Annotated in this window: 13 protein-coding genes; 3 read left to right on the top strand and 10 right to left on the bottom strand. The window is 59.9% G+C overall.

Going from position 1 to position 16,788, the window contains the following annotated elements; genetic code table 11:
- Positions 1-179 precede the first annotated feature (179 nt).
- The 4 genes from BLU28_RS08495 to BLU28_RS08480 form a co-directional block, all read right to left on the bottom strand.
- Positions 180-1,808, bottom strand: coding sequence for a CTP synthase (locus tag BLU28_RS08495; protein WP_006697393.1), 1,629 nt, complete (start codon positions 1,806-1,808; stop codon positions 180-182).
- 159 nt (positions 1,809-1,967) lie between these two features.
- Positions 1,968-2,426, bottom strand: a complete 459-nt coding sequence (secG, locus tag BLU28_RS08490; RefSeq protein WP_077986336.1) for a preprotein translocase subunit SecG — start codon at positions 2,424-2,426, stop codon at positions 1,968-1,970.
- 115 nt (positions 2,427-2,541) lie between these two features.
- Positions 2,542-3,312, bottom strand: coding sequence for a triose-phosphate isomerase (gene tpiA / locus BLU28_RS08485; RefSeq protein ID WP_077986279.1), 771 nt, complete (start codon positions 3,310-3,312; stop codon positions 2,542-2,544).
- 213 nt (positions 3,313-3,525) lie between these two features.
- Positions 3,526-4,407, bottom strand: a complete 882-nt coding sequence (locus tag BLU28_RS08480; RefSeq protein ID WP_077986280.1) for a dienelactone hydrolase family protein — start codon at positions 4,405-4,407, stop codon at positions 3,526-3,528.
- A gap of 225 nt (positions 4,408-4,632) precedes the next feature.
- Between BLU28_RS08480 and parE the strand changes: the two genes are divergently transcribed.
- Positions 4,633-6,762, top strand: coding sequence for a DNA topoisomerase IV subunit B (gene parE, locus BLU28_RS08475; protein ID WP_077986281.1), 2,130 nt, complete (start codon positions 4,633-4,635; stop codon positions 6,760-6,762).
- An 86-nt stretch (positions 6,763-6,848) separates the two neighbouring features.
- Here parE and BLU28_RS08470 read toward each other — a convergent pair whose 3' ends face one another.
- The 3 genes from BLU28_RS08470 to BLU28_RS08460 are packed head-to-tail and all read right to left on the bottom strand — an operon-like array spanning position 6,849 to position 8,167.
- Entirely contained in the window at positions 6,849-7,457 is a 609-nt protein-coding gene (locus tag BLU28_RS08470; protein WP_072494408.1) for an ATP-dependent Clp protease proteolytic subunit, read from the bottom strand.
- A gap of 42 nt (positions 7,458-7,499) precedes the next feature.
- Positions 7,500-7,856 (bottom strand): SRPBCC family protein, encoded by a 357-nt coding sequence (locus BLU28_RS08465; protein WP_006697388.1) that lies wholly within the window; start codon positions 7,854-7,856, stop codon positions 7,500-7,502.
- Positions 7,853-8,167 (bottom strand): ArsR/SmtB family transcription factor, encoded by a 315-nt coding sequence (locus tag BLU28_RS08460; RefSeq protein ID WP_006697387.1) that lies wholly within the window; start codon positions 8,165-8,167, stop codon positions 7,853-7,855. The genes BLU28_RS08465 and BLU28_RS08460 overlap by 4 nt, the downstream gene beginning before the upstream one ends.
- A 153-nt stretch (positions 8,168-8,320) precedes the next feature.
- On the opposite strand from BLU28_RS08460, the gene BLU28_RS08455 reads away from it, so the two are divergent.
- On the top strand, positions 8,321-9,877 hold the full coding sequence (locus BLU28_RS08455; RefSeq protein WP_077986282.1) for a phospholipase D family protein: 1,557 nt from the start codon (positions 8,321-8,323) through the stop codon (positions 9,875-9,877).
- A gap of 15 nt (positions 9,878-9,892) precedes the next feature.
- On the opposite strand, the gene BLU28_RS08450 is transcribed toward BLU28_RS08455, so the two are convergent.
- The 3 genes from BLU28_RS08450 to BLU28_RS08440 all read right to left on the bottom strand — a co-directional run bounded on the left by BLU28_RS08450 (position 9,893) and on the right by BLU28_RS08440 (position 16,368).
- Entirely contained in the window at positions 9,893-10,726 is an 834-nt protein-coding gene (locus tag BLU28_RS08450) for a response regulator (RefSeq protein ID WP_004442009.1), read from the bottom strand.
- A 161-nt stretch (positions 10,727-10,887) separates the two neighbouring features.
- Positions 10,888-13,401 carry a GcvT family protein gene (locus BLU28_RS08445; protein WP_060942363.1) on the bottom strand — a complete coding sequence of 838 codons (2,514 nt, stop codon included), beginning with the start codon at positions 13,399-13,401 and terminating at the stop codon, positions 10,888-10,890.
- Between the two features lie 348 nt (positions 13,402-13,749).
- Positions 13,750-16,368 carry a mechanosensitive ion channel family protein gene (locus tag BLU28_RS08440; protein WP_092651272.1) on the bottom strand — a complete coding sequence of 873 codons (2,619 nt, stop codon included), beginning with the start codon at positions 16,366-16,368 and terminating at the stop codon, positions 13,750-13,752.
- Between the two features lie 137 nt (positions 16,369-16,505).
- Here BLU28_RS08440 and BLU28_RS08435 point away from each other — a divergent pair, with 137 nt between their 5' ends.
- Positions 16,506-16,760: a GlsB/YeaQ/YmgE family stress response membrane protein gene (locus BLU28_RS08435; RefSeq protein WP_004442014.1), complete on the top strand. Its 255-nt coding sequence runs from the start codon at positions 16,506-16,508 to the stop codon at positions 16,758-16,760.
- Positions 16,761-16,788 lie beyond the last annotated feature (28 nt).

Below are 16,788 nucleotides of genomic sequence, written 5' to 3'. Positions count from 1 at the left end.
GCCGGACTAGATCCGGCGTCCAGCCACGGCGCGTCTGCGCCGTGAAAAGAGTCTTTTGCGATCAAAGACTTGATCGCACTGGACCCCGGATCAAGTCCGGGGTGACGGAGGAGATGTCCTGACTTCCCGCAAACAAAAAAGGGCCGCTTTCGCGGCCCTCTTCACAATCCTTCAAACCGTCAAACCAGCCGGCTCTGTTCCACCGCCGCTTCGATGAAGCTAGCGAAAAGCGGATGCGGGTCGAGCGGGCGGCTCTTCAATTCCGGATGGTACTGAACGCCGATGAACCACGGATGATCAGGATATTCCACCGTTTCCGGCAGCACACCATCCGGAGACATGCCGGAGAAGACGAGGCCGCATTCTTCCAGCCGGTCCTTGTAGTCCACATTCACCTCGTAGCGGTGACGGTGGCGCTCGGAAATATCCGTGGAGCCATAAATCTCGGCGATCTTGGTATCCTTCTTCAGCGCCGCCTTATAGGCGCCGAGGCGCATCGTGCCGCCGAGATCACCCTTGGAGGAGCGCTTCTCCAGCTCGTTGCCCTTCACCCATTCGGTCATGAGGCCGACAACCGGCTCGGACGTCGGACCGAATTCGGTCGAAGAGGCATTTTCGATGCCGGCCAGATGACGGGCCGCTTCCACGACCGCCATCTGCATGCCGAAGCAGATGCCGAAATAGGGCACGTTGCGCTCACGCGCAAACTGCGCCGCCATGATCTTGCCTTCCGAACCACGCTCGCCGAAACCGCCCGGCACCAGAATGCCGTTGACCTTTTCGAGATAGGGCGTCGGATCTTCCTTTTCGAAGACTTCCGACTCGATCCACTCGAGCTTGACCTTGACGCGGTTGGCAAAGCCGCCGTGATGCAGCGCCTCGATCAGCGACTTATACGCGTCCTTGAGGCCGGTATATTTGCCGACGATCGCAATCGTCACTTCGCCTTCCGGCGTGCGGATACGGTTGCAGACCTCTTCCCACTGCTCCAGACGCGGCTTGGGCGCCGGCTCGATGCCGAAAGCGGCCAGCACTTCCGAATCGAGGCCTTCCTTGTGGTAGGCAATCGGAACGTCATAGATATTCGCCACATCCAGCGCCTGGATGACGGCGGAAGGACGCACGTTGCAGAACAGCGAAAGCTTGCGGCGTTCGGCTTCCGGGATTTCCCGGTCAGCGCGCACCAAAAGGATGTCGGGGTGAATACCGAGCGCCTGCAGTTCCTTGACGGAATGCTGGGTCGGCTTGGTCTTCAATTCGCCTGCCGCCGGAATATAGGGCATCAGCGTCAGGTGAAGATAGATCGCCGTGCCGCGCGGCAGGTCGTTGCCGAGCTGACGGATCGCTTCCATGAACGGCATCGCTTCGATGTCACCCACTGTGCCACCGATCTCGCAGATGACGAAGTCGTAATCGTCATTGCCTTCGATCACGAAATCCTTGATCTCGTTGGTGACATGCGGAATGACCTGAACCGTTGCGCCGAGATAGTCGCCGCGCCGTTCCTTGTCGATGATGTTCTTGTAGATGCGACCGGTGGTGATGTTGTCGGTCTTGGTGGCCGAACGCCCGGTAAAGCGTTCATAGTGGCCAAGGTCGAGGTCCGTCTCGGCACCGTCGTCAGTCACGAACACTTCACCGTGCTGTGTCGGGCTCATGGTGCCGGGATCGACGTTCAGATAGGGGTCGAGTTTGCGAAGCCGCACCCGATAACCACGGGATTGCAGCAAAGCTCCGAGTGCAGCAGCTGCGATGCCCTTACCGAGAGAGGAGACCACGCCGCCTGTGATGAATACATATCGCGCCATGGGATTCACCGGATACCTTTTTACCTCTGATTCCGCCAGCCCAAATTTCATGCTGTTGCAAATTCGCTGTTGACGAATTCACAATTCAACTGGCCGGAATGCGAACAAAAGAAAACCGGCAGGCTTTTGGCCTGCCGGAGCGTTAAATCAGAACCGGGCTTATTGACCGGTCGGAACTGTGTTCGGATCGGCGGGCTGCGCCGGGGCCGGAGCGGCCGTGCCGGAAGCAGCCGGAGCCGGTGTGGTCTGTGCGGGAGCAGCAGCGCCGTTATTGGTCGGAACACCATTTTCAGCCGGAGCCGGCGTCGAAGGCGTCGTCGACGGGCCGAGCGTGTCGAGAATGCCGTTACCCTGGCCCTGCGTGGCCGGAATACGGTTCAGGATATCGGTCGGACGCGATTCGTAACGGGTCAGAAGACCAAGGCCGAGCGACGTTGCAAAGAACAGCGCCGCAAGGATCGCGGTGGTGCGCGTCAGGGCATTGGCCGTTCCGCGCGCGGACATGAAGCCCGAACCGCCGCCGATACCGAGGCCGCCGCCTTCGGAACGCTGGATCAGGACCACGCCGACAAGCGCCAGCACGATCATGAGGTGAATAACAATCAAAACGGTCTGCATGACAATCCATTCCATGCCCCGCGCGGAGCACCATAAAGAAGGTTTTGCGGCTCTTTACATGAGGCGAAGGCTTATTCCAAGCCCCTTTCCCGATACTCTTTCAGGAAAGCCTCATTCAGGCCGTCAGTCGCTCATATGCCGCATAGATGGACAGGAAGTCCGACGCTTTCAAGCTCGCGCCACCAATCAGCGCGCCATCGACGTTTTCAACGCCCATCAGTTCCAGCGCATTAGCCGGCTTTACCGATCCACCATAAAGGATGCGCATGGTCTTTCCGGCATCGCCGAAGCGCTTGACGAGCTCGTCGCGCATGAAGGCATGAGCCTCGCGCACATCGTCCACCGTCGGCGTAAGGCCGGTGCCAATCGCCCAGACGGGTTCATAAGCGATAACGGTATTTTCCGCCGTTGCCTCATCCGGCAGCGAGCCGGCAAGCTGACGCTTCAAAATATCGAGCGTCTGGCCCGCCTTGCGCTCATCGGCCGTTTCGCCAATGCAGACAATGGCGATGAGATCGGCCGCATGGGCGGCAGATGCCTTGGCGCGAACCAGGTGATCAGTCTCGGCATGGTCGGTGCGGCGCTCGGAGTGACCAACGATGACGTGGGTGCCGAAGCAGTCGGCAATCATCTCGGCGGAAATATCGCCAGTATGGGCACCGGAGGCGTTCTGGTGGCAATCCTGCGCGCCGATCATCAGCGGGCTGTCGTCACAGAGCGCGGTCGCGACATAAAGCAGCGTTGAAGGCGGGCAGATCAGCGCATCCACCTTCCCGGACAGCGCGCCCTTGACACCCTCTGCCATGGCCTTGATCTGGTCGAGCGAGGCACGCGTGCCGTTCATCTTCCAGTTTCCGGCAACAAGCGGTCGAACATTCGGCGTCATGCGTATCCCATTCCCTTTGTCTCGGGGCGCAGCCCTGGCGGCGCCCCATCCCTCAGCCGCTGACGGCCCTTGATCACGACAGAAGCTCTGCCGCAATTTCCCGGATATTCCTTTAACCGCAGCGGGCAGCAATTGGTACAAAAAAGCGGCCCAAGAGTTAAAACGAGCGGCAAATCTGGCAAAATTTGTCGTGACCGAGCCCGCCGCGATCCCTTATCGGCTCAAAATCCAGTTCAGAACCGCCCGCCAGTCGGTCATCCGCACCGGCGTGCCGTGGCTGCCAGTCTCATAGCGCGTGAACCGCGCGGGCTCCCCAGCCTTCAACAGCGTACGGAAGATCGTCGCCTGCTGATCGGCCGAATAAACCTTGTCGGCGCTGCCATGGGTAAACCAGACCGGCTTCTTCGCCTTCGCGAAAGCGCTTTTGGGAAAGTCAGGATCGACCGCGCCACCCAGGATCGCCATTCCCTTGAGATTGGCAACGGCTGCCTTGTCGCGGCTAATGCCATAGCAGATGAAACTGCCCATTGAGGCGCAGGTCAATATGACAGGCTTGCCGCCGGATTTTTTGGCCGCATCCGCAATCAGCGCCGTAATGTCGGCAACGCCGTTCTCATCGAAGGAACGAACACTCGGCACGTAATAGGTGCCGCCATTGGCGACGGCCAGATTCTTCAGCCGGTTGAAATTACCGCCGAACGTATAGTCGTTCATGCCAAGCCGCCGGTCACCGCCGCGCCCATGGATGAAGATGATGGTGAACGCCTGCCCGCTGGCCGGGCCGACGCGACCGACCTCAAGCGCCCTGCCCGCGAACGTCACGGTTTCCAGTGCCTGCACCTTCTTCGGCGCCATATCCACATATTGCCGCTTCACCCGCCGCTCCGGCACCTCGTCGCGGCCGTTGATGTCGCGCATCTCCTTGTAGTCGATGACTTCGGATGCGCCGCCATCGCCCGTGGAAAGCACCGTCTGCGCGGAAAACAACTCGTCCTTGAAAGGCCGCAGCGGCCCGTCGGCGGCGGAGGCTGCGACGGGCATGGCCGCCACAGTCAGGCTGAAAAGAGTACAAAACGTGAAATGAGCTGTGGACATGCCTTGGCTAACCGTTCATTCGTGGCTGCGAGACTTGCCATCGCAAGGCCGGCAGCGCAATCCTCCTGTTGCGAAACCCTGACACAATCGTGACATAGGATGCGCCGCGCTTGCCTAGGCGGACCCCGGTTCAATCGGACGGGAACCACGTTTGGCGGTATATTGACGCTGATGGCAAAATGATTCGCATGGCGAAATTCTGACACACGCTTTTGAACTTTGGACATGATGGACGACAGCAACGATCTCTTCTCCGGTCTTCCGGCGGCACGAAACAGCGACACGGACACGAACGAGGACGCGGCGAAGCCCGTGAAGGCCCCGGCGACCGCTGCTGCCAATGTGAACGTGCAGCAGAAACCCGCAGCCGTTGCAGCCGCGGCCCCCGTCGCGTCGTCTGCCCCTCCGCCGCCCGCGTCTCCAGCCGGTGACGACTACGGCGCATCATCGATCCGCGTGCTTGAGGGCCTCGAGCCGGTGCGCATGCGTCCCGGCATGTATATCGGCGGCACGGACGAGAAGGCGCTGCACCACCTCTTCGCCGAAGTCATCGACAACTCCATGGACGAGGCCGTCGCCGGTCACGCCAATTTCATCGAGGTTCATCTCGATGCCGAAGGCTTCCTGACGGTCACCGATAACGGCCGCGGCATTCCCGTGGAGAACCACCCGCAGGTTCCGGGCAAATCGACGCTCGAAGTCATCATGACCAAGCTGCATGCCGGCGGCAAGTTCGACGGTAAGGCCTACGAGACCTCTGGCGGCCTGCACGGCGTCGGCGTCTCCGTGGTGAATGCGCTCTCCGATCTTCTCGAAGTGGAAGTGGCGCGAAACCGCAAGCTTTACCGCCAGCGTTTTTCGCGCGGCCTGCCGATCGGTCCGCTGGAAGAGCTTGGCGACGTGCATAATCGCCGCGGCACCCGCGTGCGTTTCCATCCCGATCCGCAAATCTTCGGCGATCACGCGAAATTCGAACCGGCCCGCATCTTCCGCATGGCCCGCTCCAAGGCTTACCTCTTCGGCGGCGTCGAAATCCGCTGGAGCTGCGATCCCGGCATGGTGCCGGCCGATGGAGAAATCCCCGAAAAGGCCGTGTTCCATTTCCCGGGCGGCCTGAAGGATTATCTCGCCGCCACGCTCGGCAAGGAATTTACCGTCACCCGCGAGATTTTCTCAGGCCGTACCGAAAAGACCGGCGGTCACGGCGCGCTGGAATGGGCGGTGACCTGGTACGGCGGCGACACGCAGATCCATTCCTATTGCAACACCATCCCAACACCCGAAGGCGGCACGCATGAAGCGGGCCTGCGCATCGCGCTCACCAAGGGCCTGAAGAACTATGCCGACTTGACGCAGAACAAGCGCGCCAAGGACATCACCACCGATGACGTGATGATTTCGGCGGCCGGCATGCTCTCCGTTTTCATCCGCGAGCCGGAATTCGTCGGCCAGACCAAGGACAAGCTCGCCACCGTCGAAGCCCAGCGCATCGTCGAAAACGCGCTGCGCGATCCATTTGACCATTATCTGACCGGCAACCCGGCCGAGGCGGCAAAGCTGCTCGACTGGGTCATCGAGCGCTCGGAAGAGCGTATGCGCCGCCGCAAGGAAAAGGAAGTCAACCGCAAGACCGCCGTGCGCAAGCTGCGCCTGCCCGGCAAACTCGCGGATTGCTCCCAGAACACGGCCGAAGGCGCCGAACTTTTCATTGTCGAGGGTGACTCGGCTGGCGGCTCGGCCAAACAGGCGCGCAACCGCGCCAATCAGGCCATTCTGCCGCTGCGTGGTAAAATCCTCAACGTCGGCAGTGCCAGCCGCGAAAAGCTTTCCGCCAACCAGCAGATCGCCGATCTCATCCAGGCGCTCGGCTGTGGCACCCGCACCAAGTACCGCGAAGAAGATTTGCGTTATGAGCGCATCATCATCATGACCGATGCCGACGTCGACGGCGCCCATATCGCCTCGTTGCTCATCACCTTCTTCTATCAGGAAATGCCGGAACTCATTCGCGGCAACCACCTCTATCTGGCAGTGCCGCCGCTCTACGTCATCCGTCAGGGCGCGAAATCCGCCTATGCCCGCGACGACGCCCACCGCGCCGAGCTGATGGAAACCGTCTTCAAGGGCAAAAAGGTCGAAGTGGGCCGCTTTAAAGGCCTCGGTGAAATGATGGCCGCCCAGCTCAAGGAAACCACCATGGACCCCGAAAAGCGCACCCTGCTGCGCGTCGAGATCGATGACGTGGACTTCGAGGGCACGCGCGAGGCTGTCGACAATCTGATGGGCACCAAGGCCGATGCCCGTTTCCGCTTCATTCAGGAGCGGGCGGCTTTTGCAGATAATCTGGATATTTGATCATCCGGATAGACCTTTGAAAGGCAGCGCATGGCGCTGCCTTTTGTGTTGATATGGAAACAACATCTTGCGGATAGTACCCGGCACTACGCCGCGATATCCTCACGAACGCCCAAAACGCGGTCGATCAGACCCCATTCCAACGCTTGCTCCGCCGTCATGAAAAAATCCCTATCCATGGCCGCTTCGAATTTCTCATAACTCTGTTTGCAATGTTCGGCGTAAAGCCGCGTCATGCGGTGCTTGGTCTGCTGCATCTCCTCGGCGTGGATCAGCATGTCCGATGCCTGTCCCTGGAAACCGCCCAGCGGTTGATGAATGTGGATGCTGGCATTGGGAAGTGCTGTGCGCTCGCCCGGTTCGCCCGCCATTAGCAGGAACGATCCCATGGAACGGGCCGTGCCCATACAGAGTGTGTGAACCGGGGCGCGGATGTAATGCATCGTATCGTACATCGCCAGGCCGCTCGTCACGACGCCACCCGGAGAATTGATATAAAGATAGATCGGCTTCTTCGGGTTTTCCGCTTCGAGAAACAGCAATTGCGCGCAGACGAGCGCTGAAACTGCATCGTTGACCTCGCCATTGAGAAAGATGATCCTTTCCCGCAGCAGGCGCGAATAAATGTCGAAAGATCTTTCTCCCCTTGATGATTGTTCGACGACCATAGGGACGAGTTGCATCACTTCGCGCATCGGCGAACTCCTGTGTTTGAAAATGTCGGGAAACGAGTGGGATCAGGCGGCGAGCTTGATCGGCGGGCCGTTGTGGTTTGCGGCGGCCTTCATCGTCCGGCCGGTATTTGTGGGCAGTTCATGAATGATGCGAAGGCTCGTGCCGCCCTCGGCATTGGCCGCGATCCTGAAGGTTACGGTGCTTTCCAGAAATGGTGGAATGTCTTCACGCAGCCGGTAGCGCACTTCCTCGCCGGGTTTGATGTCGATCGCGTCAGGTTCCGCCAGAGCCTCGTTCGGCAGCCAGTTTTCACGGAACGCTGCAATGCTGATGGCGCGCCAGACCTTTTGCGGCGGCTCGTCCAGATCATATTCAAGTTCAATGCCGTTTTTCGGCGCTTCCGCTGCATCCCTGTTCATTGGTCCATATCCTTCAGCAGGAGTTTGAGAGCCTCAATGCGCTGTGGCCAGTAGGCGCGATATTTGCCGAGCCACGCAGCAATGCGTGTCAGCCCCTCCGGATCGACCTCGTAATTGACGAAACGGCCCTGCCGTCTTTCAACCACTAGCCCGGCGCCGCGAAGAACCGAAAGATGCTGCGACATGGCCGGCTGACTGATCTCGATCCCTTCGCGCAGGGCAGAGGCATTCATGGCACCATCCGCCAGCTTTTCGAAAATGGCACGGCGCGTGGGATCGGCCAGTGCCCGGAATATATCGTTCTCTGTCATAAATACACATAAGCACGCACTTATGTGTTTGGCAAGCCCGTTGTCGCGCCTGTACCGGTTTTTCATACTGCCGCCGAACCGAAATGAACGCTTTATTCCCTCGCGCGTTTCCATCCCGCCTGATACTCTCCAGGCCGGGAGCGATCAAAACAAGTGACTGCATTTACGGTCTTCATCATCATTCTTCTGCTGCTCGTCGGGCCGAGCCTGTTTGTCGTCATCGGTAAACAGCGGGAAAAATCCATTCCCAAACGCCCCTCCGCCGCCCTGCCCGTCACTGAGGACGAAACTGTGCTGGATCGGCACTGGCAGACCATAAAGAACGGCTGGAGCGAAAAGAATGCGCTGTGCCTGCTACATTCCAATCTCGATGCATTTGCGGTGCGCGTCGCGGCGGCGCGCGCGGCCGGGCGTAGCCTCGATCTCATGTATTACATGTGGAATGCGGACCTGACGGGACGGCTGATGATGCGCGAGGTCATCGCGGCGGCCGATCGCGGCGTGCGGGTACGGCTGCTGCTCGATGATCTCGGCGTCTCCATGTCAGACCGAATTTTCCACGCCATCGACAGCCATCCCAACATCGAACTTCGCCTGTTCAACCCCACCCGGGCGCGGGAGAACATGCTCCATCGCGGCATGGAACTTTTGCTGCGCTTTCGCAGTGTCAATCGCCGCATGCATAACAAGGCCTGGATTGCCGATGGCCGCGCGGTGATCGTTGGCGGTCGAAATATCGGCGACGCCTATTTCGATGCGGCCGAACGGGCGAATTTCCACGATTTCGATATTCTCGGCTTCGGTGACGTCGTGGCCGACGCAACGGAAATCTTCGATGATTACTGGAACAGCGCCGTTTCCGTCCCCGTTCGCTCGCTTCTGGCGCGCAGGCCGAGCAAACTCGCAAGATTACGGCGCGAGCTGGACGCCCTGCCAAAAAGCGAAGCCGCAAAACCTTATCTTGAGCGCGTTGAAAGCCAGTATGACCGAGATCATTTCCTGATGTCGGACCGCATGCACTGGGTGGGTTCCGTGGATGTGCTTGCCGATCCTCCGGAAAAAGCGGCAGGCAAGCGGCGGAAGGGCCACAACTTCCTGATGGAAAGCCTGCTGCCCCTGCTGCAGGCGGCAAGCGACAGCCTGCACGTCACATCCCCCTATTTCATTCCCGGCAAACAGGGCGTTGAGATTTTCCTTGATATTGCCGAACGGGGCGTATCGCTGGCCATCCTAACCAATTCCCTGGCGGCGACGGATGTGGCCGCCGTTCACGCCGGATATGCCCGTTATCGCAAGCCGCTTCTCTCGGGCGGCGTGCGCCTGCACGAGCTGCGTTCGCAGGTGGACCAGCCGAACTTCACCCTGCGCGGTTCCGGACAGGCGAGCCTGCACACCAAGGCATTCACGCGTGACGGCATGACAGGTTATATCGGCTCGCTGAATTTCGATCCGCGCTCGGCCTCCCTCAACACGGAGATGGGCGTGGTCTTCACATCGCCGCCGCTGGTCGCTTGCATGGACGAAATATTCGCCGAGGAAATCCGCCGCACGATGAGCTTTGAACTGGAGATCGACAGCAGCAACCGCATCGTCTGGACGACGGAGGAACAGGGCCGTACCAAGACCTACCGGCGCGAGCCAGACGCCGCTATCGGCCGCCGCCTCATCGCCGGCATCATGCGTTTCCTGCCGCTTGAATCTCAGCTTTGAAGACGAGCGTCCGGCTCACGCAGCCGGCCGCACCCCGGACTTCGCCAGCTGTATCTGCACCAGCGTATCGAGGTTCTGGTTGACGCGGCAATAGAACTCTTCATCAATGAAGGGCCGCAGCATGAAATCATTGCCGCCAGCCTTCAGGAAACGCGCCGACAGCAGACGGTTGGTGGAGGAGGAAACACCGATGATGCGCAGTTCATGGGAGCCGCGCACGGTGCGGATGCGCCGCGTCAGCTCGAAACCGTCAATGTCGGGCATGTTATAGTCGGTGACGACGAGGCCGATATCGGGGTTGGCCCTTAGAATATCGAGCGCCTTCGCACCGCTGTCTGCCAGGCTGACGCGGAAATTATAACGCTTGAGACGGCTCGAAAGCAGCGCCCGCGCCGTCGGGCTGTCGTCAACGATCAGCACATGATGGCGGTGGTTGGTGAGGAAGCGGCAGACGGATTCCGTCAGCATATCCACGGCGAAGATATTGTCTTTCAGAATATAATCCACCACGTCCTTGGCGATCAGCGTTTCACGCGTCGCCTCGTGAAAGGTGCTGGTGAAAACGATAGTCGGGATCGATAGATCGATCAGATATTCCAGCGCTTCACCCTTTTCCGCGCCCGGCAGGTTGATGTTGGAAATGGCGAGCGTCACCGGCTCGGAAGAATGTTCGTAGCAGGCCTGCAATTCCTCGAAGGAGCGGCATACTTCCACGGTAACGCCCAGCATCTCGTTGAGCCGCCGGCTCACCATCTGGGTAAATACGTTACTGTCTTCCGCCAGTAAAATGCGGTTATTGGTAAAAGGCACGCCCGAATATTGCATGCCCGTGATGCCCAGGAAATTCATTCTGCCCCGATCCCCCATCGTATGTCAGCGGAAGATAGCAGGCTCATTTTTCAGAATGATTAATAGCACTTTTCCTGAAGCATCAGTTGAGCACATGCTTACTTAAACGGAAATACGGCCCGCGAGGGGCCGTATTCCGACTTTGGGAGGGGATTTTGGTCTTATGCGCGCAGAAGCGCGTTGTCGGTGTCGAACGGGCTTTCTTCCACCACCTCAGCGTCATAGGACGTGCCGAGAATGCGGATCTTGAGCTTGGTGCCGACTGCGGCATATTCCGGCTTGAGCATGGCGAGCGCGATCGACTTGCCGAGACGCCAGCCGAAACCGCCGCTCGTCGCGCGCCCTGCAAGTGCGCCGTTTTCATCGAAGATCGCTTCCGAACCGCGCGCATCGACATCCGTATTGCCCGACACGGTGAGCGTCGAGAAGACCGACTTCAGGCCCGCCTCCTTGTAGGCCACCAGTGCGTCGCGGCCGATGAAGCTCTTCTCCGGGCGCAGGAAACGGTCGAGACCCGATTCATAGGCATTGTATTCCACCGAAAGCTCGCGGCCCATATTGCGATAGGACTTTTCGAGCGACATGGAAACCATGGCGCGGATACCGAAAGGCTTGATGCCGAATTCGGCACCGGCTTCCATCAACCGGTCGAAGATGTAGTTCTGCATCTCGATCGGGTGATGCAACTCCCAGCCAAGTTCACCCACGAAGTTGACGCGCAGCGCATGCGCAGTCGCAACGCCGACGGAAATCTGCTTGCCGGTGAGCCAGGGGAAGTCCTTGTTCTCAAGGCTGGTGCGGGTCAGCTTCTTCAGGAGATCACGCGATTTCGGACCGGCCAGAACCAGCACGCCGTATTTCTGGGTGATAGGCTGCAGCACGACCGAGCCATCGGTCGGCGCCAGGCGGAACAGCACGTCATGGTCATGCGCTTCGAGACCACCGGCCGAAACCATGTAGAAGCGGCCCGGCGCCCATTCATAGACCGTGAACTCCGCCTTCACGCCGCCATTCGGCGTCAGAAGATGGGTGAGCGCGATGCGGCCTCGCTTCTTCGGCACCGCATTGGCGAGAATGCTGTCGAGCCAGGCACGCGCGCCGGGGCCGGAAACCTCCATCTTCGCGAAGGCCGACATATCGAGCACGCCGACATTCTGATGCACGTTCTTCACTTCGTTGCCGACATGCTCGAAGTAGTTCGAGCGGCGGAACGACCACTTCTCAACGATACGGCCGTCATCCAGAGCCGGTGCATGGTTATGACTGGTGATGACGTCGGCGCCAACGCCGAGGTCTTCCTCACGCAGCGCGTAACCTTCGGGCGCATACCAGTTGGCGCGCTCCCAGCCATAGACGGAGCCGAACACGCCGCCGAGCTTCTTCAGACGGTCATAAACCGGCGTCGTCTTCAGCGGGCGCGCGGCAGAGCGCTCTTCATCCGGGTAATGCATGGTGAAGACGTTGGCATAGGCTTCCTCGTTCTTGGCGATGAGGTAACCTTCCGTTGCGTAAGGGCCGAAGCGGCGCGGATCGACACCCATCAGGTCGAGCGTCGGCTCACCATCGACGATCCATTCGGCCAGCTGCCAGCCAGCACCACCAGCGGCGGTGATGCCGAAGGAATGGCCTTCGTTCAGCCAGAAATTCTTCAGGCCCGGCGCAGGACCGACGATTGGATTGCCATCAGGTGTATAGGCAATCGCGCCATTGTAGACCTTCTTGATGCCGACTTCGCCGAAGGCCGGAACGCGCACCATGGCGGTTTCGATATGCGGCATCAGTCGATCGAGTTCTTCCTGGAACAGCTCATATTCGCTGTCATCGGATGGACCGTCGACATAACAGACCGGCGCGCCAACTTCATAAGGACCGAGGATCAGCCCGCCCGCCTCTTCACGCATGTACCAGGCCGAGTCGGATTCGCGCAGCACGCCCATTTCCGGCAAGCCCTGGCGGCGGCGTTCCTGAATGGCCGGATGCGGCTCGGTGACGATGTACTGATGCTCGACCGGAATGACCGGAATGTTGATGCCGACCATCTCGCCGGTCTTGCGGGCAAAGGAGCCCGTGCAGGAGATGATGTGTTCGGCGATGATCTCGCCCTTGTCTGTCGTCACCTTCCAGTGACCGTCTTCAAGCTGCTCGATGGCGGTGACTGTCGTGTTGCGATAGATGGTCGCGCCGCGGTCACGCGCGCCCTTGGCCAGCGCCTGCGTCAGATCGGCGGGCTGAATATAACCATCGTCAGGATGCTGGATGGCGCCGAGCAGGCCGTCCGTCTCGCAAAGCGGCCAGATCTCCTTCACCTGCTCCGGCGTCAGCATGTTGACGCGCACGCCGATGGTCTCGGCAATGCCGGCATAATACATATATTCGTCCCAGCGATCCTTGGTGCGGGCGAGACGGATGTTGGAGACCTTGGAGAAACCGACATTCATGCCGGTCTCTTCCTGCAGTTCCTCGTAGAACTTCACGGAATATTTGTGGATCTGGCCAACCGAGTAGCTCATGTTGAACAGCGGCAGAAGCCCGGCCGCGTGCCAGGTGGAACCGGAGGTCAGCTCCTTGCGCTCGATGAGCACGCTGTCGCTCCAGCCCTTCTTGGCCAGATGATAAAGCGTCGAGACGCCGACGACGCCGCCACCGATCACCACCGCCCGTGCATGTGTCTTCATTTACAGAACCCCTGAAAAGCGCTGGCTTTGCCTTATTCCGCCAGCTTTGGATGGGAGGAATATGAAGCGCTTGCGGGTTGTTCAGCCGCCTGATTGCGACATGGCCATAGGGTGCTGCGACAGGGAAGAAATTGCGGAGCGTGCCGGACGAACGTTGCACAGCTTTGCCGCTCTTTTCTTCTCCCGCCGGAGAGAAGCTGGCGCGGAGGATCGGATGAGGGGCAACGTTGCCGGACTCCGCAGAGCGCGCCCCCTCAACCCGCTGCCGCGACCTTTCTCGCTGCCGGGGAGAAGGGGAAAACCGGCGAGCCCACTGGCCGGAACTCAATGTCCGCGATCAACAGCGATCTACGCTTTCGCGCCGGGTTTCTCCTTCGGCTCTGTCGCCTTGTCGTTTTTCGGCGCCTCTTTCTCTGGCGATGCGGCGCCCGTATGGGCCACCACCGCCTTGTCGCCCTCCTCCGAAAGCAGGGCTGCCAGCATCTGCGGATTGGCGTCGCCTTCCACGTGGATGTTGAGGTTGCGTTGCGGGAACGGGATGGCGATGCCCTCCTCGCGGAAGCGCTGGAGAATGGCGATCCTCAGGGAGTTCTTCACGGCAAGCCCATTCGAGAGGTCTGCGAGATGGAAGCGCAGTTCGAAATCCAGCGAAAAGTCGCCGAAACGGAGGAATTCCACATGCGGCTCGGGATTGCGCAATACCGGCGGCTGGGCGCGCACCAGCTCAAGCAGAATGTCCATGACCCGCTGCGGGTCGGAATCATAGGCAACGGAGACCGGTATTTCAGCGCGCATGATGCGGTTGCGGTGCGTCCAGTTACCAACGGAGGAATTGATGAATTCGGAATTCGGCACGATGATCGATTGGCCGCGGAAGGTCTCGATTTCCGTGGCGCGCACCGAAAGCCGCTTGACCGTGCCTTCGGTCGTTCCCGTCACCACCCAGTCGCCAACCTTGAACGGGCGCTCCACCAGCAGGATGAGGCCGGAGACGAAGTTCGACACGATATTCTGCAAGCCGAAACCGATACCGACCGAAAGGGCGGAAGCGACCAGCGCCAGACTGGAGAGGTTGAGGCCGGCGGAAGACACGCCGAAAATGGCCGCAACCGCAATGCCGAGATATCCGATGCCTGTCTTGACGGAGTTGCGTACGCCGGCATCCACCTGGCCGCGCGCCATGACGTTGCTGTCCAGCCACTTCTGGAACCAGCGCGTGATGATATAACCGATGGCGAAGACGAGAATGCCGCCGAAAATGCCGATCAGCGAGATCGAGGCATTGCCGACGGTGATGCCCGTCAGCAGGCGATAAGCCCAGCTTTCTATATCGCCGGGCTGGAAGCCCCAGGAAAACAGGATGAGCGGCACACCGAAGGTCAAGGCCACGGCATAGATGCCAAGCCCCGCCACAAGCCCGGCCTGATCGAGCGGCACGGGTCCAAGGCCATAACGGCGGGCAAGGTAACGGCCGACGAGCGATTCGGCGAAGGCGCCCTGCCGGGAAATGGCCTTGCCTGAGAGAATGCCGATATACATGGTGGCCAGCACCGCGCCTGTCGCAACGATCTGCGTGGCGAGGAAGCGCGCAAGACCGACATAACCCGTCAGGCACGCGCCGATGAGAACGAGGCCGCCGATGCGCAGCAGAATGACGAGCCAGCGCGGCAGGCGCTGGTTGCCGGTCTCGTAATCCTGCCCCTCGCCGATCACCGGCCTCAGGAACGATACGGCGAGCAGAATGAGGCCGATGATGATCGAGGCGACGAAACTCTTGGCGACGGTGACGATAAGCGGCGAATAAAGTGTCTCGCTGATGGTGCCGAACAGATAATCGAGACCATTCACCAGCGCCATCAAAAGCACGGCCGAGGACAGCTGATGTGCGCCGCGATTGGAAACCTTCAGCAGGCGCCATTCCGGCTGCGTCGGCGCAAAGATCGCATAGCTCAGCCGCGACACGAAATAAACGAAGCCCGTGACCGCCATGGCGCCGAACAGGATCGGCGCGATGTCGGACCGCAACACGTTGAAATTATCAAGGAAAAACGCCGACGTCAGCAGAAACAGGAACAGCGACAGCGACTGCACCATGGTGGACCAGAAGGCCACCGATAGCCGTCTCAAATAGGATGGTGCCCCCGTGAAGGCGCGCCGCTCCATACGACTGCCGAAAAGACGGTAGCCGCCAACCAGAAACAGCAATGCGGCCATGATCGACAGCGTCACCGCCCCGAACATCGGCAGCCGCTTGTAATTCCATACATAGGCTGCCCAGCTGCTGAAGGCATTGTTGAGGTTGGTGAGTTCCGTCAGGAAGGCGGACGAGGCATCACCGAGCGTCTCGGCGGAGACTTCCGTTCGCTTGAACAGCGTTGCGGCAAACAGCGCCCGGCGGACGGCTGTTATATTGTTGGAAATTTGTGCGGCATTATTGGCCGTGGCCTCCACCTCGCCGGCCACGGCATTCACTTCGCCGCGTTCCGCCGTCAGCCGGTTACGCTCGTCCGTCACCATGTCGGCTTCCGGAGGCTGCCCTTCGCCGGGCGCGGCACCCAGTGCATCCAGCCGGGTCTTGATCTGGTCCAGTCGCGCGCGAAGCTTGGTGTTGGTTGCGGCAGCATCGGCGGCGATACCGTCCGCCCGCCCCTTGAGATCGACAAGCTGGGCGTCATCGCGTCCGCCTGCCTCCACCTGTCCCGAAATAAACGCCAGATCCGATTTCCATTTTTCCAGATCGGCTTTTGCCTGCTCGATGGTCGAGGGCTGGATGGCGCCCGGCGCCGTGGGCGTCGTCGCCTCCTGCGCCGAGACAGGCGCAACGCTCAAGACGCTGAAAAGCGCAAAAATCGCAACCAGAAAGGCGGCAAGTCCGCCGCTACGCCGGCCACGGCCCGCCCGCTTGTGAAGCACCCGCCTGCCGCTCATCCATCCGCCAAACATCAACCGCACATCCACGCCTTTCATCTCTTGCACCGCATCAGGCTATTTAGCGCCTGCAGCGCGGAAAACCACCCGCATGAAGCGAGGTTTTCAGGAGTTTACCTTGCTTTTCCCCGCGCGAATCATCACCTTTGATCGTGCAGCAAACATGGGAGGAAATCATGGAATCTGCTGGCATTGGCTGGATTGCAGCCATCATCATCGGTGGCGTCGCGGGGTGGCTCGCCGAACAATTCATGAAAAGCAATATGGGTGTTTTCATGAACATCCTTCTCGGAATCGTCGGCGCCATCATCGCCAACGCCATCCTTTCGGTCTTCGGAATCGTTTTGACCGGCTGGCTGGGATATTTGATCGCCGGCTTCATCGGCGCTTGCATCCTCATCTTTATCGGGCGGGCGTTCAGGCGCGGATGACGAAAAGAAAAAATCCGTAAAACCCCGT

Origin of the sequence: Agrobacterium pusense, assembly GCF_900102105.1 — a bacterium.
GTDB classification, from domain to species: Bacteria; Pseudomonadota; Alphaproteobacteria; order Rhizobiales; family Rhizobiaceae; genus Agrobacterium; species Agrobacterium pusense.
Note: the sequence above shows the minus strand (reverse complement) of the source record. Positions and strands in the feature narration are given on the sequence as shown.

Coding starts and splice junctions, on each gene's coding strand:
- BLU28_RS08495 (WP_006697393.1), bottom strand. CDS start 1,808: ATGGCGCGATATGTATTCATCACAGGCGGCGTGGTCTCCTCTCTCGGT.
- secG (WP_077986336.1), bottom strand. CDS start 2,426: ATGCAGACCGTTTTGATTGTTATTCACCTCATGATCGTGCTGGCGCTT.
- tpiA (WP_077986279.1), bottom strand. CDS start 3,312: ATGACGCCGAATGTTCGACCGCTTGTTGCCGGAAACTGGAAGATGAAC.
- BLU28_RS08480 (WP_077986280.1), bottom strand. CDS start 4,407: ATGTCCACAGCTCATTTCACGTTTTGTACTCTTTTCAGCCTGACTGTG.
- parE (WP_077986281.1), top strand. CDS start 4,633: ATGATGGACGACAGCAACGATCTCTTCTCCGGTCTTCCGGCGGCACGA.
- BLU28_RS08470 (WP_072494408.1), bottom strand. CDS start 7,457: ATGCGCGAAGTGATGCAACTCGTCCCTATGGTCGTCGAACAATCATCA.
- BLU28_RS08465 (WP_006697388.1), bottom strand. CDS start 7,856: ATGAACAGGGATGCAGCGGAAGCGCCGAAAAACGGCATTGAACTTGAA.
- BLU28_RS08460 (WP_006697387.1), bottom strand. CDS start 8,167: ATGACAGAGAACGATATATTCCGGGCACTGGCCGATCCCACGCGCCGT.
- BLU28_RS08450 (WP_004442009.1), bottom strand. CDS start 10,726: ATGAATTTCCTGGGCATCACGGGCATGCAATATTCGGGCGTGCCTTTT.
- BLU28_RS08445 (WP_060942363.1), bottom strand. CDS start 13,401: ATGAAGACACATGCACGGGCGGTGGTGATCGGTGGCGGCGTCGTCGGC.
- BLU28_RS08440 (WP_092651272.1), bottom strand. CDS start 16,368: ATGAAAGGCGTGGATGTGCGGTTGATGTTTGGCGGATGGATGAGCGGC.
- BLU28_RS08435 (WP_004442014.1), top strand. CDS start 16,506: ATGGAATCTGCTGGCATTGGCTGGATTGCAGCCATCATCATCGGTGGC.